The sequence below is a fragment of the Acidovorax sp. Leaf73 genome, from assembly GCF_916855635.1.
GTDB classification, from domain to species: domain Bacteria; phylum Pseudomonadota; class Gammaproteobacteria; order Burkholderiales; family Burkholderiaceae_C; genus Acidovorax; species Acidovorax facilis.
Map to the genome: position 1 here is coordinate 239291 of NZ_CAKASI010000001.1, position 19499 is coordinate 258789.

At 64.4% G+C, this 19499-nt stretch carries 19 protein-coding genes; 8 read left to right on the forward strand and 11 right to left on the reverse strand.

What is annotated here, in order from left to right; genetic code table 11:
- Window positions 1–43 precede the first annotated feature (43 nt).
- Window positions 44–580, forward strand: coding sequence for a M48 family metallopeptidase (locus LPA35_RS01190; protein ID WP_055399527.1), 537 nt, complete (start codon window positions 44–46; stop codon window positions 578–580).
- Window positions 581–664: 84 nt separating this feature from the next.
- On the opposite strand, the gene murI is transcribed toward LPA35_RS01190, so the two are convergent.
- The 3 genes from murI to LPA35_RS01205 all read right to left on the reverse strand — a co-directional run bounded on the left by murI (window position 665) and on the right by LPA35_RS01205 (window position 3846).
- Window positions 665–1534 (reverse strand): glutamate racemase, encoded by an 870-nt coding sequence (gene murI / locus LPA35_RS01195; protein ID WP_228894553.1) that lies wholly within the window; start codon window positions 1532–1534, stop codon window positions 665–667.
- 168 nt (window positions 1535–1702) lie between these two features.
- Complete coding sequence (locus LPA35_RS01200; RefSeq protein WP_228894554.1) at window positions 1703–3289, reverse strand: fumarate hydratase; 1587 nt, start codon at window positions 3287–3289, stop codon at window positions 1703–1705.
- Window positions 3290–3483: 194 nt separating this feature from the next.
- Complete coding sequence (locus LPA35_RS01205; RefSeq protein ID WP_228894557.1) at window positions 3484–3846, reverse strand: hypothetical protein; 363 nt, start codon at window positions 3844–3846, stop codon at window positions 3484–3486.
- Window positions 3847–4183: 337 nt separating this feature from the next.
- Between LPA35_RS01205 and fumC the strand changes: the two genes are divergently transcribed.
- Window positions 4184–5569: a class II fumarate hydratase gene (fumC, locus tag LPA35_RS01210; protein WP_228894559.1), complete on the forward strand. Its 1386-nt coding sequence runs from the start codon at window positions 4184–4186 to the stop codon at window positions 5567–5569.
- Between the two features lie 112 nt (window positions 5570–5681).
- Here the strand turns inward: fumC and LPA35_RS01215 are convergent, their stop codons facing one another.
- The 7 genes from LPA35_RS01215 to LPA35_RS01245 all read right to left on the reverse strand — a co-directional run bounded on the left by LPA35_RS01215 (window position 5682) and on the right by LPA35_RS01245 (window position 12402).
- A complete protein-coding gene (locus tag LPA35_RS01215) occupies window positions 5682–6455 on the reverse strand; it encodes a Crp/Fnr family transcriptional regulator (protein ID WP_121508750.1) in 774 nt (257 codons plus the stop codon).
- A 145-nt stretch (window positions 6456–6600) separates the two neighbouring features.
- Window positions 6601–7776 (reverse strand): DNA topoisomerase IB, encoded by a 1176-nt coding sequence (locus LPA35_RS01220; protein ID WP_228894561.1) that lies wholly within the window; start codon window positions 7774–7776, stop codon window positions 6601–6603.
- A 213-nt stretch (window positions 7777–7989) separates the two neighbouring features.
- Window positions 7990–8688 (reverse strand): response regulator, encoded by a 699-nt coding sequence (locus LPA35_RS01225; RefSeq protein ID WP_228894563.1) that lies wholly within the window; start codon window positions 8686–8688, stop codon window positions 7990–7992.
- A complete protein-coding gene (locus LPA35_RS01230; RefSeq protein ID WP_228894565.1) occupies window positions 8685–10268 on the reverse strand; it encodes an ATP-binding protein in 1584 nt (527 codons plus the stop codon). The genes LPA35_RS01225 and LPA35_RS01230 overlap by 4 nt, the downstream gene beginning before the upstream one ends.
- A 20-nt stretch (window positions 10269–10288) precedes the next feature.
- Window positions 10289–10591 (reverse strand): hypothetical protein, encoded by a 303-nt coding sequence (locus tag LPA35_RS01235; RefSeq protein WP_228894566.1) that lies wholly within the window; start codon window positions 10589–10591, stop codon window positions 10289–10291.
- A gap of 166 nt (window positions 10592–10757) precedes the next feature.
- Complete coding sequence (locus LPA35_RS01240; protein ID WP_228894567.1) at window positions 10758–11624, reverse strand: intradiol ring-cleavage dioxygenase; 867 nt, start codon at window positions 11622–11624, stop codon at window positions 10758–10760.
- Window positions 11625–11829: 205 nt separating this feature from the next.
- Window positions 11830–12402: a TIGR00645 family protein gene (locus tag LPA35_RS01245; RefSeq protein WP_218135473.1), complete on the reverse strand. Its 573-nt coding sequence runs from the start codon at window positions 12400–12402 to the stop codon at window positions 11830–11832.
- Window positions 12403–12625: 223 nt separating this feature from the next.
- Here LPA35_RS01245 and acs point away from each other — a divergent pair, with 223 nt between their 5' ends.
- The gene (acs, locus tag LPA35_RS01250) at window positions 12626–14620 is read left to right on the forward strand and encodes an acetate--CoA ligase (protein WP_228894568.1); all 1995 of its coding nucleotides are present in this window, start codon (window positions 12626–12628) and stop codon (window positions 14618–14620) included.
- Window positions 14621–15053: 433 nt separating this feature from the next.
- Window positions 15054–15536 (forward strand): LapA family protein, encoded by a 483-nt coding sequence (locus tag LPA35_RS01255; RefSeq protein ID WP_228894569.1) that lies wholly within the window; start codon window positions 15054–15056, stop codon window positions 15534–15536.
- Between the two features lie 156 nt (window positions 15537–15692).
- Here the strand turns inward: LPA35_RS01255 and LPA35_RS01260 are convergent, their stop codons facing one another.
- Entirely contained in the window at window positions 15693–15998 is a 306-nt protein-coding gene (locus LPA35_RS01260; RefSeq protein WP_055400490.1) for a c-type cytochrome, read from the reverse strand.
- Between the two features lie 113 nt (window positions 15999–16111).
- On the opposite strand from LPA35_RS01260, the gene LPA35_RS01265 reads away from it, so the two are divergent.
- Genes LPA35_RS01265 through LPA35_RS01280 form a run of 4 tightly spaced genes read left to right on the forward strand, consistent with a single transcriptional unit; the run spans window position 16112 to window position 19491 of the window.
- Window positions 16112–16354, forward strand: a complete 243-nt coding sequence (locus LPA35_RS01265; RefSeq protein ID WP_055400492.1) for a TIGR04438 family Trp-rich protein — start codon at window positions 16112–16114, stop codon at window positions 16352–16354.
- 48 nt (window positions 16355–16402) lie between these two features.
- Window positions 16403–17479 (forward strand): GDP-mannose 4,6-dehydratase, encoded by a 1077-nt coding sequence (gene gmd / locus LPA35_RS01270; protein WP_228894570.1) that lies wholly within the window; start codon window positions 16403–16405, stop codon window positions 17477–17479.
- A gap of 49 nt (window positions 17480–17528) precedes the next feature.
- On the forward strand, window positions 17529–18650 hold the full coding sequence (locus LPA35_RS01275) for a glycosyltransferase family 1 protein (RefSeq protein ID WP_228894571.1): 1122 nt from the start codon (window positions 17529–17531) through the stop codon (window positions 18648–18650).
- Between the two features lie 37 nt (window positions 18651–18687).
- Window positions 18688–19491: an ABC transporter permease gene (locus LPA35_RS01280; protein ID WP_228894573.1), complete on the forward strand. Its 804-nt coding sequence runs from the start codon at window positions 18688–18690 to the stop codon at window positions 19489–19491.
- Window positions 19492–19499: the final 8 nt, after the last annotated feature.

The following is a 19499-nucleotide window of genomic DNA, read 5'->3' on the forward strand; positions in this document are numbered from 1 at the left end:
GTCCTGCGCAGTTCTGTGATCTCTTCGAACTGTCGTGCTTTCCATGACCTCTGATCTACCGTATCTACGTTCCTATCCGGTGTCTTTGCAGGACCAGGCGCGTGATCTGCTTGCGCAGGGGCGGCTGGGGGGCATGTTGCAGCGCAAGTATCCCCAGGCCCATGCGGTGCGCAGCGACAAGGCGCTGTATGACTACGCGCAGGAACTCAAGGCGCGGTACCTGCGCAATGCGGGCACGGTCAACAAGGTCCTTTTTGACAACAAGATCCACGTGGTGCGCCATGCCTTGGGGTTGCACACGGCGGTCTCGCGCGTGCAGGGCAACCGGCTGGCGGCCAAGCATGAGATCCGCATTGCGTCGATGTTCAAACAGGCACCCGACGAGTTTCTGCGCATGATTGTGGTCCACGAGCTGGCCCACCTGCGTGAGAAGGACCACGGCAAGGCTTTTTACCAACTGTGTACCCACATGGAGCCGCAGTACCACCAATACGAGTTCGACCTGCGCCTGTACCTCACCCATGTGGAGCATGCGGGTGAACGGCTGTGGAGCGCTGCTGCAGAAACTAGTTCTGGGTAGAAGAAAAGTTGAACGCCACTTTGTTGATGGCAATTTACAATTTGCGCTTGCTGGCAAAGCGCTAGGCCCTAAAACAGCGGTTGGTCAAGGCACAGACACCGTTTCACAGCAGTCTGCGGGCAAACCCAGCCAGCGCTCTGCAGCCGCCTGAAGCATGGCCACCGGCCCAGTGGTCAACAGGCGGGTGCGTGGTGCATCCGTGACCACGGCACCATCGGGCGCGGCCTGCAGCCCCGCCGTCTCCAGCAAGCGCCGCGTCTGGCGGGCGACGGGCTCACCGGTCTCGATGAACTGCACGCCCGGCCCGACCAGTGCGCGCAGCTCGTGCGCCACAAAGATGTAGTGCGTGCAGCCCAGTACCAGCGTGTCCATCTGCCCCGGGGCGGTGCCAAAACTGCCCATGGCTTGGACATAACGCGCGCACAGCGCCCCGGTCTCCGTGGCATGGACGGGGCTGCCTTGGTCGGTCACTGGCAGCGCCACACTGCGCTCGATGGCATGGGCCAGGCCGTCACAGGGTTGCACCACAAAATGCGCCTGATCAGCCAGCGAGGCCATGAGCTTGCCGAACTTCGCACTGGTCAGCGTGCCCCGGGTGCCGATCACGCCCACATGGCCTGTTTTTGTCACCGCGAGAGCGGGCTTGATGGCGGGCTCCAGGCCCACGAGGGGTAATTCCGGGTGGCTGCTGCGCACTTCGTGGATGGCCGCTGCTGTGGCGGTATTGCAGGCTACCACCAGCGCCTTGATGTGGTGCTGCTCGCGCAGGTACTCGGTGATGGCGTGGGTGCGGGCGGCCACAAAGGCATCGCCGCGCTCGCCATAGGGGGCGTTGGCGCTGTCTGCCAGGTACACGAAACGTTCGTGGGGCATGGCGGCCAGCAGGGCGCGCAGCACGCTCAGCCCACCGACGCCACTGTCAAAAACACCGATGGGAGAAGAGGCCTGCGGCATCGAGGAACCAAGCTCTGGCATTTGGAGGAAAGCGTGGATTGTAGGAAAGACGCAGCCTTCGTGCCGGATTGGGCGAGCCCCAAGAAAAAACCGCCCGAAGGCGGTTGGGAGAGCGATTGCCCTGGTACCAGCGTCGAGTCTGCCGCCAGGGCGACGCCGAGCGGGGCCTCAGGCCGCAGCGACCCCGATGCCCTTGAATTCGCCCGAGGCAATGCGCTTTTGCCATTCGGCCGGGCCGGTGATGTGGGCGCTGGTGCCGCCGGCATCCACGGCCACGGTCACGGGCATGTCCACCACGTCAAATTCGTAGATGGCTTCCATGCCCAGGTCTTCAAAACCCACGACCTTGGCGGCCTTGATGGCCTTGGAGACCAGGTAGGCGGCGCCGCCCACGGCCATCAGGTAGGCGCTTTGGTGCTTCTGGATGGCCTCGATGGCGACCGGGCCGCGTTCGGCCTTGCCCACCATGGCGATCAGGCCGGTCTGGGCCAGCATCATCTCAGTGAAGCCGTCCATGCGCGTGGCGGTGGTGGGGCCGGCAGGGCCCACGGCCTCGCCCTTCACGGGGTCCACAGGGCCCACGTAGTAGATGACGCGGTTGGTGAAGTCCACGGGCAGCTTCTCGCCCTTGGCCAGCATGTCCTGGATACGCTTGTGCGCGGCATCGCGGCCGGTCAGCATCTTGCCGTTGAGCAGCAGCGTGTCGCCGGGCTTCCAGCTGGCGACTTCTTCCTTGGTCAGCGTGTCGAGGTTGACCTTCTTGCTCTTGTTGTAGTCGGGCGCCCAGTTCACGTTGGGCCACAGGTCCAGGCTCGGGGGCGTGAGGTACACGGGGCCCGAGCCGTCCATCACGAAGTGCGCGTGGCGCGTGGCTGCGCAGTTGGGGATCATCGCAATTGGCTTGCTGGCCGCGTGCGTGGGGTACATCTTGATCTTGACGTCCAGCACCGTGGTCAGGCCGCCCAGCCCTTGGGCGCCGATGCCCAGGGCGTTGACCTTTTCAAACAGCTCCAGGCGCAGCTCTTCGACCTTGTCGAGCGCGGGGCCGCCGGTCTTGGCGGCTTCGGCCTTGGCCTGCAGTTCATACATGTCCAGGTCGTCCATCAGGCTTTCCTTGGCCATGAGCACGGCCTTTTCGGCCGTACCGCCAATGCCGATGCCCAGCATGCCGGGCGGGCACCAGCCAGCGCCCATGGTGGGCACGGTCTTGAGCACCCAGTCCACCACGTTGTCGCCGGGGTTGAGCATGTACATCTTGGACTTGTTCTCCGAGCCGCCGCCCTTGGCTGCCACGGTGATGTCCACGGTGTTGCCGGGCACGATCTCGGTGAAGATCACCGCGGGCGTGTTGTCCTTGGTGTTCTTGCGGGCGAACTGCGGGTCGGCCACGACCGAGGCGCGCAGCGTGTTGTCGGGGTGGTTGTAGCCCCGGCGCACGCCTTCGTTGATGGCGTCGTCCAGGCTGTGGGCCTTGCCATCGACGCCAGCATCGAAGCCATCCCAACGCACGTCCATGCCCACTTTCAGGAACACGTTGACGATGCCGGTGTCCTGGCAGATGGGGCGCTGGCCTGTGGCGCTCATCTTGCTGTTGGTGAGGATCTGGGCGATCGCGTCCTTGGCTGCCGGGCTCTGCTCGCGCTCGTAGGCACGGGCCAGGTGGGCGATGTAGTCGGTGGGGTGGTAGTAGCTGATGTACTGCAGCGCGGCAGCAATGGACTCGACGAGGTCGTCGTATTGGATTGTGGTGGTCATCGTGGTTCTGTCGTGAGGCGGGAACGAACGCATGCCGGGGCACGCAACCCGCAATTATCCCACCCCCCTGCTGACACGGCGCTGGCGCGGCCTTGGCGCAGACTACCTGTGGACAACGCGGCTATCGCAGTCTGGCCCGCCTCTCAAAGCTCGCTAGCCCCAACGGCAGACTGGCTGGAGGCCACAGCTTGCTTTTACGCTTCGGTACCGTCGCCGGAGTCCGGATCCAGCTCCGGGTCGTCCGCCGGGTCATCGGCCGGATACTGGTCGGCTCCCGCCCGCACATCGCCGTTTTCAGCCGTGTCGTCGTCGGTGTCCATCGACTCCAGGTGGTCGGGCAGGATGTCGCGCGACTCCAGCTGCAGTTCGGGCTCCACGCTCGCGCGTTCGCCGGTTCCGTAACGGTCGGTGTCATTGTCGGGGTCGGTGCCATACAGCCCGGTGCTGTCGCTGCCCGAGTCGGACGCATCGCTGGGGCCCAGGCTGTCGTTGCCCTTGGCGCTGTGAAGGGGAGAAAGGTTGTCGGCATCGATGCCAAGCAGGCTGCTTTTGGCCATGGTGGTCTCCGTGGATTTGCGGCGAGGAAAGTTGCTGCACCCCCATGGTGTGCCCGCTGGCGCCCGTGCGGTGTAAGAACAAGCCGACGATTGAGCGCGAGAAGGTGTGGGGCCTTGTCAAGACCTCACAGCGGGCTGGAGCGAAGCCCCCACCGGCAGTGATGGCGGCACCGCTTTTCTGCGCTCTGCAGCGGGGCTTGCCACACACTGGCGAGCGCATGCTTGCGCACCAGCAGTGCAGGGTATTAAATGAGAATGGTTATTTTTTGCATTATTCTGCCGGGCGCGACCCCGTTGCCAGGCCGCACCTGTTGTTTCACTTGGAGAACCGCTGTCCATGACCACCCGCACCGAACGCGACACCTTTGGCCCCATCGAAGTCCCGGCCGACAAACTCTGGGGCGCGCAGACGCAGCGCTCGCTGCAGAACTTCGACATCTCTGGCGAGCAGCAGCCGCGCGAGATCATCAGGGCGCTGGCCCAGGTCAAGCGCGCCTCGGCCGTGGTCAACCAGGCGCTGGGCCTGCAGGACGCGAAGAAGACCGAGGCCATCGTGGCCGCCGCTGACGAGGTGATTGCTGGCAAACATCCCGGTGAGTTTCCGCTGGTGGTCTGGCAGACGGGCTCGGGCACGCAGACCAACATGAACGTCAATGAAGTGCTGGCCAACCGCGCCAGCGAACTCCTGGGTGGCGAGCGCGGCCAAGGCCGCCTGGTGCACCCCAACGACGACGTGAACCGCAGCCAGTCGAGCAACGACGTGTTCCCCACCGCCATGCACGTGGCCGCCGTGGAAGCCCTCACGCACCGCCTGCTGCCCGCCATTGCCAAGCTGCGCGCCACGCTGGCGAAGAAGGCGCAGGACTTCGACGGCATCGTCAAGATCGGCCGCACCCATCTGCAGGACGCCACCCCGCTCACGCTGGGCCAGGAGTTCTCGGGCTACGTGGCCCAGCTCGACCATGGCGAGCGCCATGTGCGCGCGGCGCTGCCCCACCTGTACGAGCTGGCGCTGGGCGGCACCGCCGTAGGTACGGGGCTGAACGCGCCCAAGGGCTATGCCGAGCAGGCCGCCGCCGAGCTGGCGCGCCTGACGGGTCTGCCCTTCGTCACCGCGCCTAACAAGTTCGAGGCCCTGGCCTCGGTGGATGGCCTGGTGTTTGCCCACGGCGCGCTCAAAACCCTCGCCGCCAGCATGACGAAGATCGCCAACGACGTGCGCTGGCTCGCCAGCGGCCCGCGCAGCGGCATTGGTGAACTCAGCATCCCCGAGAACGAACCCGGCTCGTCGATCATGCCCGGCAAGGTCAACCCCACCCAGAGCGAGGCGGTGACCATGCTGGCCGCCCAGGTGTTCGGCAACGACGTGGCCATCAACTTCGGCGGTGCCTCGGGCAACTTCGAGCTCAATGTCTTCCGCCCCATGGTGGCCCACAACTTTCTGCAGAGCGTGCGCCTGCTGGCCGACGGGATGGTGAGCTTCAACGACCAGTGCGCCGTGGGTATCGAGCCCAACCGCGAGCGCATTACCGAACTGGTGGACCGCTCGCTGATGCTGGTGACCGCGCTCAACACCCACATCGGCTACGACAAGGCCGCTTTCATCGCCAAGAAGGCGCACAAGGAAGGCACCAGCCTGCGCGAAGCGGCCGTGGCCTCGGGCCATGTGACGGGCGAGCAGTTCGACCAGTGGGTGGTGCCGGGCAATATGGTGGGGCGCTGAGGGTCAGCGCGGTGTGGCGTGGGTCAAAAGTTCAAGAAAAAATGACCGCCAGCGCTTGTCCAATAAGCGTAAGGTGCTATTGTTTTTGATTGGCCGGTCGCAAGGCGGCGCGCTATTCCTGCTGCGCCAGCGCTTCGAGTTGGTCTTGCTGGTAGACGACGATGCTGCGCTGGTGGATGCCGATGATGCCTTCGCGCTCCATCCACTTGAGCTCCACATTGATGCGCTGGCGTGAGCCGCCCAGCAGTTGTGCCAGCTCGTCCTGCACCAGTGCCAGCCCGATGGCCCCGCGCTGGCCGGGCACGGCCGCACGCTCGCCAAAACGGCGCAGCACGTGCAGCAGCTGCTTGGCCAGCCGCGCGCGCAGGGGCAGGGTGGCCATGTCTTCCATCATCCAGTACAGGTAGCGCATGCGGCGTGCCTGCAGCGTGAGCAGGGCCTCGCCGAACTCGGGGTGTTCGCGCAGCAACTGGCGGAACACGCCCTCGGCCACGCTCAGCACCGTGGTGGGGCCGTGGGCGTGCGCGTCGTAGGTGTTGGGCCCCCGGTGCAGCACCTCGGCCTCGCCCACCCAGATGCCGGGCTCCACATAGGCCAGCGTCACCTGCTTGCCCGACGGCGTGGTGCGCCGAAACCGGATGGCACCACTGGCACAGGCAAACCAGTCCTGCGCCAGATCACCCTGCTCCACGATCATCTGGCCGTGTGTGTAGCGCGTGATGCGGCCCAGCCGGAAGATGTCATGCCGCAGCGACGGCGTAAGCGCGGCGAACCAGCGGCCCCGGTTGATGGCTTCACGCTCCGTCTGGCTGAGGAACGGGCGTTGCAGGTGGTGGTCGGCCAGGGAATGGGCGGACTCTGGCAAGGCAATGGTGGCGGTGGGCATGGCGGCAGGCTGGAGTTGGGGGGCCGGCCTGTGCGCGGGGCCGGGCTGAAAGACGGTGACAAGGCGCAGCATGCCAGTTTAGCGAGACAGCGCTCACTGCGATGGCCCTGCACGGCACTTGTGCGACACCCCAGCGGCACCATGCTTACGCTTTGGTGGTGGGGAGCGCCTTGTGCAGCTTTTGCGGCTTGCGCAGAAACGCCAGCAATCGGCGCTCCGCCGCGCTCATGCCCCGTGGCGATGTGGTACCGCCAATGTGATTCCACACCGTCTGCAGGCCGGGCCCCGCGTCAGATGCCAATCGTGTGCCCAGCTCCAACACAGCCGGGTGCACGTACGACTTCTTGCACACGGCGGGCGTGTTGCCCAGCTGGCGTGCCACCTCGGCCAGGATGGCCTTGGCGTTGTAGCGCACGTTTTTATCGGCAGCGGTAGGGGTTGCTGATTGCGTACAGGCTAGGCGCGTCAGCTCCAGCGCCTGCGTGGTGCCATGCCAGGTGCGAAAGTCCTTGGCAGTGAAATGATCACCTTCTGAGTCTGCCGCGCCGTGCGTGATCTCGCGCAGATAGTCGTTCACGTCGCCCGAGCCTACGGTGCGCAAACTACCGTCTTCGTCCTCGTATTGAAAGAGTTCCTGCCCCGGCAGTTGTTGGCAGCGTCGCACCACGCGGGCCACGCGCGGGTCGTCCAGCTCGACCTCTTGCAACACGCCGCTCTTGCCGCGAAATCGCAGCTTGAGCTGACTGCCTTTGAGTTGCACATGCCGCGTGCGTAGCGTGGTCAGGCCATACGAGCGGTTGGTGGCGGCGTATTCCTCATTGCCCACGCGCAGGTAGGTGGTGTCCAGCAGGCGCACCAGCGTGGCCAGCACCAGCGTGCGAGTCAGAGGCTGGCCGTTGCGGTGCGCTGCAAGGTCGCGCACCACGCGGCTGCGCAGGCGCGGGAGCACGCGGCCAAACGCCTGCATGTGTTCGAACTTGCCCTCGTCGCGCTGCGCGCGCCACTGCGGGTGGTAACGGTATTGGCGCCGTCCGCGCGCGTCCAGCCCCGTGGCCTGCAGGTGCCCTTGGGGCAGGGGGCAAATCCACACGTCGGTATAAGCCGGTGGGATAGCCAGGCGTTTGATGCGGGCGACCTCGTCCGGGTCTTGCAGCCACTGGCCATCGGGCAAACGGTAGCGGAAAGCCTTGGCACCGCTGCGCACGCGGGTAAGGCCGGGCATGGCGGGTGTGACGTACACCAGGCCTCCGGGGAGCTTCTGGGGGCGGCTGGTGGGCCGGGCTGGTGCTGGTGCGCGGGGCGATGGGGGCAGGGCGGGCATCGGGGCGAACAGGTAAAAGTGGCCAGGGTGTGGCCCCGATCACACCCGTGCCCGGGCGGAGGTGGTGTAGGTGCGCTGCGTGCGTTGGGGTGAGACAGGGGCCGAATAAGCGGCCCGCCACACCACTGTCTCGTGGTTAAAAATGGTCCCTGCGCATATTGGATAAGCTTCAATAGCTATTAAAAATGTAGCAATCTGCCCATCGAGCCAGGCTCACTCGGCCGCCGTCGGGTCCAGCGCAAAACCCACGCCGTACACCGAACGAATCCAGTCGCTGCCATCCGCGCTGGCGGCCTTGAGTTTTTTGCGCAGATTCTTGATATGGCTGTCGATCGCGCGCTCGTTCACATCGAGGGTGTCTTCATAGGCCTGGTCCAGAAGCTGCGCGCGCGAGAAGATGCGCCCCTGCTGGCGTGCCAGCACTTGCAGCAGGCGGAACTCGCGCCGCGTCAGGCCCAGCGGCGTACCGTGCAACGTGGCCTGCCAGTGCGATTCGTCCAGCATCAGCGCTGCCACCGTAGTGGTGGCTGCCGGTGGCTCCTGCGCGGCGGCGGTGCGGCGCAGCACGGCCTTGACGCGGGCCACCACCTCGCGCGGCGAAAACGGCTTGCAGATGTAGTCGTCCGCGCCCAGCTCCAGGCCGATGAGGCGGTCTACCTCTTCGACGCGGGCGGTCAGCATGATGATGGGGTGTTGGGTGTGGCGGCGCGCCTGGCGCAGGATTTCAAGCCCATCCAGGCCGGGCAGCATGATGTCCAGCAGCGTGAGGTCCGGCGGCGCGGCCAGCATGCTGGCGAGCGCCGCGCGGCCCTCGGCCTGGTGTTCCACGGTGTAGTCTGCGTGGCGCAGGTAGTCCACCACGATGGCGGCGATGTCGGGTTCGTCTTCGATGACGAGGATGCGGTGGCTCATGAGGGGTTGTCCAGCAATGGCAGTTGCAGCGTGATGCGCAGGCCGCCCAGGGGTGAGGTGTCGGCCGTCAGCGTGCCGCCGTGCGCGAGCACGATGGCGCGGCAGATCGCCAGGCCGAGGCCAGAGCCGCCATGGTCGCGGTTGCGCGAGGTTTCTGCGCGGTACAGGCGGTCAAAGATGCGTGGCAGCTCGTGCGCGGGCACGCCGGGCGCGCTGTCGTCCAGCTGCACCTGCAGTTGGGCGGCTCCATCGGCCGGTGGCAACAGGCGTGCCGAGAGGCGCAGCAGGCCGCCCGCGTCGGTGTAGCGCAGGCTGTTTTCCAGCAGGTTCAAGAACACCTGGTGCAGTTGCTGCGCATCGCCCCGCACCAGGGGTGCAGGCTGCGCCGGAACCTGCGTGGTCAGGGCGTCCAGGCCGGTGGTGTCCACGTCGATGCCCGCCTGCGCCAAGCGCGGGCGCATGGATGCGAGCGCCTCGTTCAGCAGCGACAGCGGGTGCACGGGCACCTGGGCCGAGGGCGCGCTGGTGCCCGCCGCGTCCAGGCTGGCGCGCAGGTCGCCCACCAGTTGGATCAGGCGCATCACCTGCCGGTGCAGGCGCAGCGCGGTCTTGTCGTCAAACGGGCGGATGCCGTCCTGCACGGCCTCGATTTCGGCGCGCATGGCGGCCAGGGGGGTGCGCAGCTCGTGGGCTACGTCGCGCAGCCACTGGCGGCGGCTGGCCTCAATGCTGCTCAGTTGTTCGGCCATGGTGTTGAAGGTGCGGGCCAGCTGGGCCAGTTCGTCGTTGCCGTGCACGGGCACGCGGGTGTGCAGGTGGCCCTGCGCAATGCCGCGTGCGCCGTTGGCCAGGGCCTCGACGGGGGCCAGCCAGCGCCGTGCCAGCCAGCCCGACAGCAGCAGTGCCAGTGCCAGCCCGGCCAGGCCTGTCCATGCCACAAAGCCCAGGTGTTGCGCCAGAAAGGCCTGGTCGGCTTCGCTGCGCACACCCTGTGGAGGTGCCAGCACCAGCTGGCCGATGGTCTTGCCGTCGGCTCCCGCAAGGGCCAGGCGCGCGCTACCCGGCTGGGGCGCCGTGCCAGCCACCAGGTGTTGCTGTGCGTCCACCAGACCCAGGCGGGGGAACAGGTCGTCGGGGTGACGTTGTGGGCCACCCGCGCCGCGCTCGCCCGGGGGCGGGCCGCCATCGGGGGGCGGTGGTGGGGGCTGCTGCAAGCTGCGGTCCGCTGCCGGGTTGCCGTTCGCCAGTTCGGGGGGCATGCCGGGCGAACCGCTTCGGTCGGTGGGCGGGGTGCCTTCTGCGCCTTGGGTGTTTGATCGGCGCAGGCCGCTGCCAGGGTGGCTGAGCTGGCCCCAGAGGCGGGGCTGGTTGCGCAGGGTCTCCCAACCGCCCGTCTGCGTGTGGTGGGCCTGCAGGCGCTCGGCCAGCCAGTCCATGCGGGCCAGTTCGATCTCTGCCACGTACGGCCCCAGGCCTCGCTGCAAGCCCAGCCGCGAAAAGCCTGCAAAGATCAGCAACAAGGCCACCAGCAGGGCGGCCAGGGCGATGAAGGCTTTGCGGTGCAGGGTCAGGTGGGGCATCGATGGGGCAGCAGGAGTCGTCAGCGGGCAGGGGGCGGGCCGCCTGCACCGCCGGGGCCGCCAGGCCCGCCAGCGGGCATGGCCACCAGGGTGCCACCCATTGTGCGGCATGTGCCTGCGAGCGATTTGCCGTCGGGCATGGTCAGCGTCACGCTGGCGCCTTCGGTCTTGCCCTTGCAGGCGGTATAGGCTTCGGGCGGCGGAGCGGGCGGCTCTTGCCGGCCCTGCGATTGCGCCAGCACGGGGGCGGCGGATGTGGCTGCCAGTACGGTCGCGAGGGTCATGCGGGCCAGCAAGTGGAGGCGAAGAGAGTGCAAAGTCATGGTGATTTTTCCGTCAGTGTTGTGGAGAAAAGCGTTCAACGAGTGAATTCGCCGCCAGAAACCGGCGCGGCCAAGGCCTGTGCACCCGTAGAACCGGCTTTGGCGGGCCACCGGGTGCGTCCCCCTCCGGGGGATGGCGCCGAAGGCGACTCAAGGGGGCTTTCAGTCAAGCCGCGATCGAGATCGTGATGCTGGCCGAGTACCCGCCGCCGCTGTTGGCCTGCATCGAGGTCATCTCCAGCGTGGTGCCATCGCTGAAGACGTTGTCGGTGGCAAAGGTGATGGAAGCCAGGTTGCGCACGCTGGCGCTGTAGCCGGAATTGGCGCTGTAGATGCTGCTGAGCAGCTCGGTGGGGAAGGCCAGCTGCGTGGTCTTGACCTTGTTGCGCGCATTGTTGGCCGACGCGAGCGTGGGGTAGATCTCCAGGTGCATGTGCGGCATGCGGCCCGCATAACAGCCGGGCACGACGGTGGTGAAGGTCACGGTGCCGCTGGCATCCGTGGCCTGCACGCCGCGCAGGTAGTTGTCGGCAATGTTGTTCGAGCTGTAGACCGAGTAGTTGCCGTCCTGCGTGCAGTGCCACAGGTAGATCGCGTAGCCTGATAGCGCTGCGCAGCTGGCGCTGGTATTCGTCAGCGTGATGGTGATGGTCAGCGGCACCCCACTGACCTGCGTGGACGAGCCGATGGAGCTGCGGATGTCCGAGCGCACGATGCCGCTGAGCGCCAGCACGTTGTAGGTGTTGTTGCTGGCCGTGGAGCCATCGGCGGGGTAGGGGCCTGCGGTTTCTTCGGGGACAACCGAGCAGGTGGTTGTGGTGCCTGTACCCGTGCCTGTCCCCGTTCCGGTGCCTGTACCTGTGGTGTCGGTCGTGTCCGTGGTTTCGGTGTCTCCGCCCCCGCCCCCGCAGCCGAACAGGGTGGCCACGCCCAGGGAACCCAGGGCGTTCAGGGCAAAACGGCGGTTGGTCGGTGCCTGCGTGGCGGTGGCGAGGGGGGCGCCAATGGCTTGGGCGGCGGTGCTGCGGTCCATGGATTTCTCCTGCAAGTGGGTATGGCCTGCACTGTGCCGCCCGATTGGGGAGAAATTTGGGAGCAAATATCGACCTAAGTTGCTACTTTTTTTGTAGCTATAAACCAACCCCAGTTAAGCGATAACAATGTTTTCCACTCAAGAATAAACAAAGAGGCCGCAATGGGCGGCCTCTTTCGGGTGCGGAGGGGGGGGAGGGCGGCCGTCAGTGGCGCGCGGGCGGTGTGGAATGCGCCATCAGGCGGTCTGTCAGGGCAATGGCCAGTGCGCTGAGCAGGAACACCACATGGATGATGGTCTGCCACATCAGCACCTTGATGTCGTAGTTGGCGGCGTTGATGAAGGTCTTGAGCAGGTGGATCGAGCTGATGCCGATGATGGCGGTGGCCAGCTTGACCTTGAGTACCGAGGCGTTCACATGGCTCAGCCACTCGGGCTGGTCGGGGTGGTCTTCCAGGTGCAGGCGCGAGACGAAGGTTTCATAGCCCCCCACGATCACCATGATCAGCAGGTTCGAGATCATCACCACGTCGATCAGCGCCAGCACCACCAGCATGATGATGGTTTCGTTGAGCGAGGTCACCTCGAAATCGCTCTTGTAGCCAATGCTGGAGACCAGGCTCTTGAGCGCGGTGGTGTTGCCAAAAGCGGCCTCGATCAGATGCACCAGCTCCACCCAGAAGTGGAAAACGTACACCGCCTGGGCCAGGATCAGGCCCAGGTACAGGGGCAGCTGCAGCCACCGGCTGGCAAAAATCAGCGAGGGCAGGGGACGCATGGGCGCCGGGGGGACGGGTTTTTTCGGGAGGGACATGAAATGAAGGGTGGATCTTGGGTCGCGCGATTTTAGGGGTGCCGCGTGACACCCCTCATCCGCAAGCGCTCTTCCGCCTGGTTGCAGGTGGCCTATTCTGTAAGCTTCGTGCCAGTCAGTGGCTTGTAAGTGCCACGGCCGACAGTACCGCCCAATTCCAATTCCATCAGACCCAGGAGACAACACCATGAGTGCGCCCACATCCGCCATCGAGTCCGTATTGGTTGAGAACCGCGTGTTCCCTCCCTCCGATGCGATCGTCAAAGCCGCCCGCGTGTCAGGCATGGCGGGCTACGATGCGCTGTGTGCCGAAGCCGACAAGGACTTCGAAGGCTTCTGGGCGCGCCTGGCGCGCGAGAACGTGCAGTGGTCCAAGCCGTTCACGCGCACGCTGGATGAATCCAACGCACCGTTTTACCAGTGGTTTGCCGACGGCGAACTCAATGCCTCGGCCAACTGCCTGGACCGCCACATCGGCACGCCCACCGAGAACAAGACCGCCATCCTCTTTGAGGCCGACGATGGCACGGTCACCAAGATCACCTACAAAGAGTTGCTGGCCCGTGTGAGCCAGTTTGCCAACGCCCTCAAGGCCCATGGCGTGAGCAAGGGCGACCGGGTGCTGATCTATATGCCGATGACCATCGAAGGCGTGGTGGCGATGCAGGCCTGTGCCCGCATTGGCGCCACGCACAGCGTGGTGTTTGGCGGCTTCAGCGCCAAGGCGGTGCACGAGCGCATCATTGACGCGGGTGCCGTGGCCGTGATCACCGCCAATTACCAGATGCGGGGTGGCAAAGAGCTGCCGCTCAAGGCCATCATCGACGAAGCCCTGGCCATGGGCGGCTGCGACACCCTCCGCAATGTGTTTGTCTACCAGCGCACGGCCACGGCCTGCAACATGGTGGCCGGGCGCGACAAGACCTTTGCCGAAGCACTGGCAGGGCAAAGCACCGAATGCGCGCCGGTGGCTGTGGGTGCCGAGCATCCGCTGTTCATCCTCTACACCAGCGGCTCTACCGGCAAGCCCAAAGGCGTGCAGCACAGCACCGGCGGCTACCTGCTGTGGGCCAAGATGACCATGGACTGGACGTTCGACCTGCGCGCCGACGATGTGTTCTGGTGCACGGCCGACATCGGCTGGATCACGGGCCACACCTACGTCGCCTATGGCCCGCTGGCAGCAGGCGCCACGCAGATCATCTTTGAAGGCATTCCCACCTTCCCGAATGCCGGCCGCTTCTGGCAGATGATCGAGCGCCACAAGTGCACCATCTTCTACACAGCACCTACGGCCATCCGTTCGCTCATCAAGGCTGCGGAAGCTGACGAGGAGGTACACCCTGCACGCTCGGACCTGTCGAGCCTGCGCATCCTGGGCAGCGTGGGCGAGCCCATCAACCCCGAAGCCTGGATGTGGTACCACAAGAACGTGGGCGGCGAGCGTTGCCCCATCGTGGACACTTTCTGGCAGACCGAAACGGGCGGCCATGTCATCACGCCGCTGCCTGGCGCCACGCCGCTGGTGCCCGGCAGCTGCACGCTGCCCCTGCCCGGCATTACCGCTGCCATCGTGGACGAAATGGGCAACGATGTGCCCAACGGCTCGGGCGGCATCCTCGTCATCAAGCGCCCCTGGCCCAGCATGATCCGCACCATCTGGAACGACCCTGAGCGTTTCAAGAAGAGCTACTTCCCCGAAGAACTCAAGGGCTACTACCTGGCGGGGGATGGGGCGGTGCGCAGCGCCGATCGGGGCTACTTCCGAATCACTGGCCGTATCGATGACGTGCTGAACGTCTCGGGCCACCGCATGGGCACGATGGAGATCGAATCGGCCCTGGTCTCCAAGACCGACCTCGTCGCCGAGGCCGCTGTGGTGGGTCGCCCCGACGATGTGACCGGCGAAGCCATCTGCGCCTTCGTGGTGCTCAAGCGTTCCCGCCCCACGGGCGAAGAAGCCAAGCAGATCGCCAACGAACTGCGCAACTGGGTCGCCAAGGAAATCGGCCCCATCGCCAAGCCCAAGGACATCCGCTTTGGCGATAACCTGCCCAAGACCCGAAGCGGCAAGATCATGCGTCGGTTGCTGCGCAGCATCGCGAAGGGCGAGGCCATCACGCAGGACACCAGCACGTTGGAAAACCCCGCAATCCTGGATCAGTTGGCTCAGACCAACTGATCCAGAAGGTGCCGTGTAACGGCGCCAGCGCGCAGCGCTTGCGGGGTTTGGGGGCACTCATATCGCGTGGCGATGTGACGTGGCCACACAATCCCGTCGCTGGTCCACCGCACTTGTGAGGCGCTCTCGGGCTCCTCTGCACGAATCGGCGCGCCGTGTGCATCTGCGGTCTCGGGCGGTCTGCGGCGTTGCAAAACCTCGCAATAGCTGCGGCTATTGCTGCGTTTTGCGCCTTGCAGTCCATCCCGATCCGCAGCGCACGCTTTCCGCTCGATTCGTGCAGAGAATCCCTAGGGCTCCGCGCCTCCCTAGTTCTCTTTGTAGGACACCGCCTGAAATCTCCCGCCTGCGGTCGGTGACGGCCCGTGCATGCGTTACAACGGCGCATGGCGCTTGCGGATCTTCGCCTGGGCGCTGCCTACAGGAGGTTTTCATGCATCTGCGTTCCATCGTTCTTTGGGTGACGGTTTTAGCCATTGCTGCACTCGCCGCCCTCAATTGGCCCGCTCTGGCCGCACCGTCCCTGGTATCGCTCGGCATTGTGGTCTTTGAGGCTCCGCTGGGGCTCATCATGCTGGGCCTTACGGGCTTGCTGGGCATCATTTTTATCGTCTATGTCTTGTCGCTCCAGGGTTCGGTATTGATGGAGACGCGACGTCATACCAAGGAAATGCAGGTCCAGCGCGAACTGGCGGACAAGGCGGAAGCCTCGCGTTTTACGGAGTTGCGGGCTTTTCTGGATGCTCAGCACCAGCAGGCGCACGCCGCTGTGTTGGCGCGGCTGGATGAACTGGAAGCGCACCTGGCAGCGCGTGCCACTGAGTCCGACAACTCCACCGCAGCGTATGTGGGGCAGCTTGAGCACCAGCTGCGAACGCGCGGGCTGGAGGCGGTGCCGGTCGTTTCTCGGGTGTGATCAGAGGGGCTCGCAGCTTTTCGTTGCTGTGTCCTGCAATTTGCCCGCGCCCTGAAAAGCAAAACAGGTTCTAGAAACTATAAAGACCGCGTCACAGTGCGTGGCGCGGCCTTTCACCAAGGGGCTATGCCGCCCCCGGGGTGAGTTTGAGGCGATTTACTTCTGCGTCAGCACCCACGCAGCCAGCTTCTTGGCTTCTGCATCGTTGACCTGTGCGTTGGCAGGCATCGGAACTGGACCCCACACTCCCGCGCCGCCCTTGACGATCTTGGCGGCCAGCTTGTCCACAGCATCTTTCTGACCGGAGTATTTAGCAGCCACATCCTTGTACGAAGGGCCCACCAGCTTTTTGTCCACAGCGTGGCAAGCCATGCAGTTCTTCGAGGTTGCCAAGGCCAGATCGGCCATGGCGGGTGCCGCAACCGACAGCGTCATGGCAAGGGTGATCAGGGTACGCTTCATGGTGGGAATTCCTGTGGTTGAGTTACAGTTCTTTAATGGAATTGTAGTGGCTTGGGTTGACAGGGATTTGTCCGGGGTCAACCGGGCGGTTTCGACCTTTTCTGGAGATCGCGATGTACCTGCTGGGTCTTTCACTGTTGCTTCTGGCATTGAAGTATTTCGAGGTTGGACCCGTGGCCGCCTGGTCCTGGTGGTGGGTGCTGGCGCCCTTTGGTGCCACGGCCTTATGGTGGGCCTGGGCTGATTCCACGGGATATACGAAACGTAAAGCCATGGAAAAGATGGAGCAACGCAAGCAGGACCGGATCAACAAGAACAAGGAAGCCCTGGGCATGCGCCCGCGCAAGCCTCGTTGACTTCAAGACTCTGCAGCCGCCGGTCTTCGCTCCGATCCTGGGGCGGGTATGGCAAGGTTGTGTCACAGAAAAGAGCCCATCATCTTTGCACGTGGCAAGACGGCCATCATTACGGGTGTCACCGGGCAGGATGGCGCCTATCTGGCAGCGTTTCTGCTGAACAAGGGTTACCAGGTCATAGGCACCCATCGACGCACCAGCAGTGTGAATACCTGGCGCCTTCAGGAGCTGGGCGTGATGGGCCATCCCCATTTGCTGCTGGTTGATTTTGATTTGACGGACCCCGGCTCTGCCATTGCACTTCTGCAAAAATTCCGTCCGGACGAGTTGTACAACCTAGCGGCACAGAGCTTTGTGGGAGCGAGTTTTGACGCTCCGACTACTACGGCGCTGGTCAATGGCCAAGGTGCATTGAATCTGCTGGAAGCTGTCCGGCTGGTGGACCCCCACATACGCTACTACCAGGCCAGTTCCTCAGAGATGTTCGGTGGGGTGGGTCAAACGCCGCAGTGCGAGTCCACCCCCTTTTGTCCGCGCAGCCCTTATGCGGTGTCCAAGCTGTTTGCCCACTGGATGACCATCAACTACCGGGAAGCTTATGGCATGTATGCCGTCAGCGGCATTCTGTTCAACCATGAAAGCCCCCTTCGGGGAAGTGAATTTGTGACACGCAAGATATCGAATGCGGTGGCCCGCATGGCCCATGGCGAAAGGGGGGTGCTCGAATTGGGCAACCTGGATGCGCGTCGCGACTGGGGTTTTGCGGCCGAGTACGTCGAAGGCATGTGGCAGATGATGCAGGCAGACAGGCCTGGTACCTACGTGCTGGCAACCGGCCGCCAGCAGACCGTGCGCGACTTTGTGCGTATGGCGTTCTCGGTTACTGGCATATCCCTGGAGTTTGCGGGTGCCGCTGCTTCGGAAGTGGCCGTGGATGTGGGGACGGGGCGCGTTGTGGCGAGCGTGGATCCCAGTTTCTTTCGCCCTGCAGAGGTGGATATCCTGGTGGGCGACGCCTCCCGGGCCCGGGCCGAACTGGGTTGGGAGGCGCGCACCTCCGTAGAGCAGATCTGTCGAATGATGGTGGAAGCAGACTTGCGGCGCACTTATCCCGGGGCCCGATGATGGTGAACCACTACTGTGCGCCCTGCTGGCTGCTGTGTGAGGTGGCCCGATGAGGGTAGCTTTTGGCGTCAGCGTGCTGGCACGTTCTGTCCAGCAGGGTGGTGTGGATGGCATTGGTACCTACACCCGGGAGCTGATGGCTGCCATGCCGCCGTCAGCGCAACTGCAGCCGTATCTGTTCGATGCTCCGGCGAGCCTCTGGCAGGGCGCGACACCTGCGATGTCCTTTGGACCTTTTGCGCGGCAGGCCCTGGCCGCCACGCTGCCGGGGGTGGACTTTGGCAGGGTGCGCCGCGCGCTCTGCTCGGGGATTGATGTCATCCATGCCACCGACCATCTGGTCCCGCGCTTGCGTGGAACGCCGGTGGTGGCGACGATTTTTGATGCGATCCCGCTCTCTCACCCCGAGTGGGTCCGATACCGGTTCAAGGGCCTGAAAAACGAATTGTGGCGGCGTACTGCGTTCTGGGCGCAGCAGGTCATCACGATTTCCAATTACTCCCGCCAGGAGATCGCTACGCACTTCCGCCTGCCCGAAGAGCGGATCACTGCCATTCCTCTGGGTGTAGGTCCGCAGTGGTTTGCTCCGGTCGATGAGTCCGTGGAAAAAGCCGTGCGGGATCGGCATGCATTGCCAGACCGCTATTTTGTGAGCGTCGGTACCCTGCAGCCGCGCAAGAACATCAGCCGCCTGCTTTTGGCCCACGCCAGCCTGCCCGAGCCTCTGCAGCGGGAGTTTCCGTTGGTGGTGGTCGGCAAACCGGGCTGGGGGTGCGAAGACGTTGTCGCCCAATTCACCGGGGGCGCGCTCAAACATGTCCGCTGGCTGCAGCACTTGCCGGATGCTGATCTTCAGGTGGTTATCAAGCGTGCGACGGCCTTGGTGTTCCCGTCGCTCCACGAGGGATTCGGACTGCCGGTTCTGGAAGCCTTTGCGGCGGGGGTGCCGGTGGTGGCGTCCAACACGACCTCCATCCCGGAGGTTGCGGGGGATGCGGCCTTGCTGATTGATCCTCTGCGCATCGACGAACTTGCGGATGCGATGCGCCGAGTTGCCGAGAACTCAGAACTGGCGGGCCAACTGGTTGCGCGCGGGCGTGATCGCGTGCGCGCTTTCACCTGGCAAGCGTGCGCAGAAAAAACCCTGCGCGTCTACGAGTCGATGGCTTGATATTGCTGTGATGGCTCATTCAACCGCCAATCCCCCCGTGTCTGCGCGTCAGAGGCAAGTTCAATTGTTGGGGTTTGACATCTGGAGCGCCATGGTGGCGTGGCGCTTCTGGTGTTTTATGGGCTGGAACGATGTCGCCAAGCAGTATCGGCGGACCTTTCTGGGGCCTGTCTGGATCACGCTGCACACGGCCATTTTCATCGTTGCTTTTGGCTTGATCGGCGCCCAACTGTTCAAGTACCCGGCCGAGTGGTACCTGCCGTATTTTTGTGCTGGGCATGTGCTGTTCGGGTATTTCAGTGCGCTGATCAACGAGGGCTGCTTGACCTATATCGGCTCGGACGCGTTTTTGAAGCAGACGCCTTACCCCAAGATGGCGTTTGTGTTCCGCACCGTGTTTCGATGCTCCATCCTGATGCTGCACAGCGCTGTTATTGTGTCGGCCGTCTTGTGGTGGGCGGGGCGGCTGGGGGCTGTGCAGTGGGGGGCGCTGCTTGGCGCCACCGCCCTGACTTTGCTGGCTGCCAGTTTTGTGGTTGCCATTCTGGGGGGGCTTGCGGCCCGCTTCCGCGACGTGACGGTGGCCCTGGGCAGCCTGATGCAGGTCAGTTTTTTTGTGACCCCCGTGCTCTGGGTGCCTGACCAGCTGACCGAACGTGCACAGTGGGTGGTACGCCTGAATCCATTGGCGCTTTTCCTGGACCTGACGCGCAGCCCCTTGATGGGAGAGATCCCCAGCCTGCAGACCTGGGGTGCCGCAGTGGGGGTGGTCTTGCTGTTGGGTTTGATTTTCTTTTGGCAGTACGTCGCGATTCGGCGGCGGATTGTTTACTGGCTGTAGGCGCCGCC

Bases quoted from the DNA above. Each gene is read 5' to 3' on its own strand.
- LPA35_RS01190 (WP_055399527.1), top strand. From the start codon at position 44: ATGACCTCTGATCTACCGTATCTACGTTCCTATCCGGTGTCTTTGCAG.
- fumC (WP_228894559.1), top strand. From the start codon at position 4,184: ATGACCACCCGCACCGAACGCGACACCTTTGGCCCCATCGAAGTCCCG.
- LPA35_RS01235 (WP_228894566.1), bottom strand. From the start codon at position 10,591: ATGACTTTGCACTCTCTTCGCCTCCACTTGCTGGCCCGCATGACCCTC.
- LPA35_RS01225 (WP_228894563.1), bottom strand. From the start codon at position 8,688: ATGAGCCACCGCATCCTCGTCATCGAAGACGAACCCGACATCGCCGCC.
- LPA35_RS01275 (WP_228894571.1), top strand. From the start codon at position 17,529: ATGAGGGTAGCTTTTGGCGTCAGCGTGCTGGCACGTTCTGTCCAGCAG.
- LPA35_RS01205 (WP_228894557.1), bottom strand. From the start codon at position 3,846: ATGGCCAAAAGCAGCCTGCTTGGCATCGATGCCGACAACCTTTCTCCC.
- acs (WP_228894568.1), top strand. From the start codon at position 12,626: ATGAGTGCGCCCACATCCGCCATCGAGTCCGTATTGGTTGAGAACCGC.
- LPA35_RS01220 (WP_228894561.1), bottom strand. From the start codon at position 7,776: ATGCCCGCCCTGCCCCCATCGCCCCGCGCACCAGCACCAGCCCGGCCC.
- LPA35_RS01265 (WP_055400492.1), top strand. From the start codon at position 16,112: ATGTACCTGCTGGGTCTTTCACTGTTGCTTCTGGCATTGAAGTATTTC.
- murI (WP_228894553.1), bottom strand. From the start codon at position 1,534: ATGCCGCAGGCCTCTTCTCCCATCGGTGTTTTTGACAGTGGCGTCGGT.
- LPA35_RS01260 (WP_055400490.1), bottom strand. From the start codon at position 15,998: ATGAAGCGTACCCTGATCACCCTTGCCATGACGCTGTCGGTTGCGGCA.
- LPA35_RS01200 (WP_228894554.1), bottom strand. From the start codon at position 3,289: ATGACCACCACAATCCAATACGACGACCTCGTCGAGTCCATTGCTGCC.
- LPA35_RS01255 (WP_228894569.1), top strand. From the start codon at position 15,054: ATGCATCTGCGTTCCATCGTTCTTTGGGTGACGGTTTTAGCCATTGCT.
- LPA35_RS01240 (WP_228894567.1), bottom strand. From the start codon at position 11,624: ATGGACCGCAGCACCGCCGCCCAAGCCATTGGCGCCCCCCTCGCCACC.
- LPA35_RS01230 (WP_228894565.1), bottom strand. From the start codon at position 10,268: ATGCCCCACCTGACCCTGCACCGCAAAGCCTTCATCGCCCTGGCCGCC.
- LPA35_RS01215 (WP_121508750.1), bottom strand. From the start codon at position 6,455: ATGCCCACCGCCACCATTGCCTTGCCAGAGTCCGCCCATTCCCTGGCC.
- gmd (WP_228894570.1), top strand. From the start codon at position 16,403: ATGGCAAGGTTGTGTCACAGAAAAGAGCCCATCATCTTTGCACGTGGC.
- LPA35_RS01245 (WP_218135473.1), bottom strand. From the start codon at position 12,402: ATGCGTCCCCTGCCCTCGCTGATTTTTGCCAGCCGGTGGCTGCAGCTG.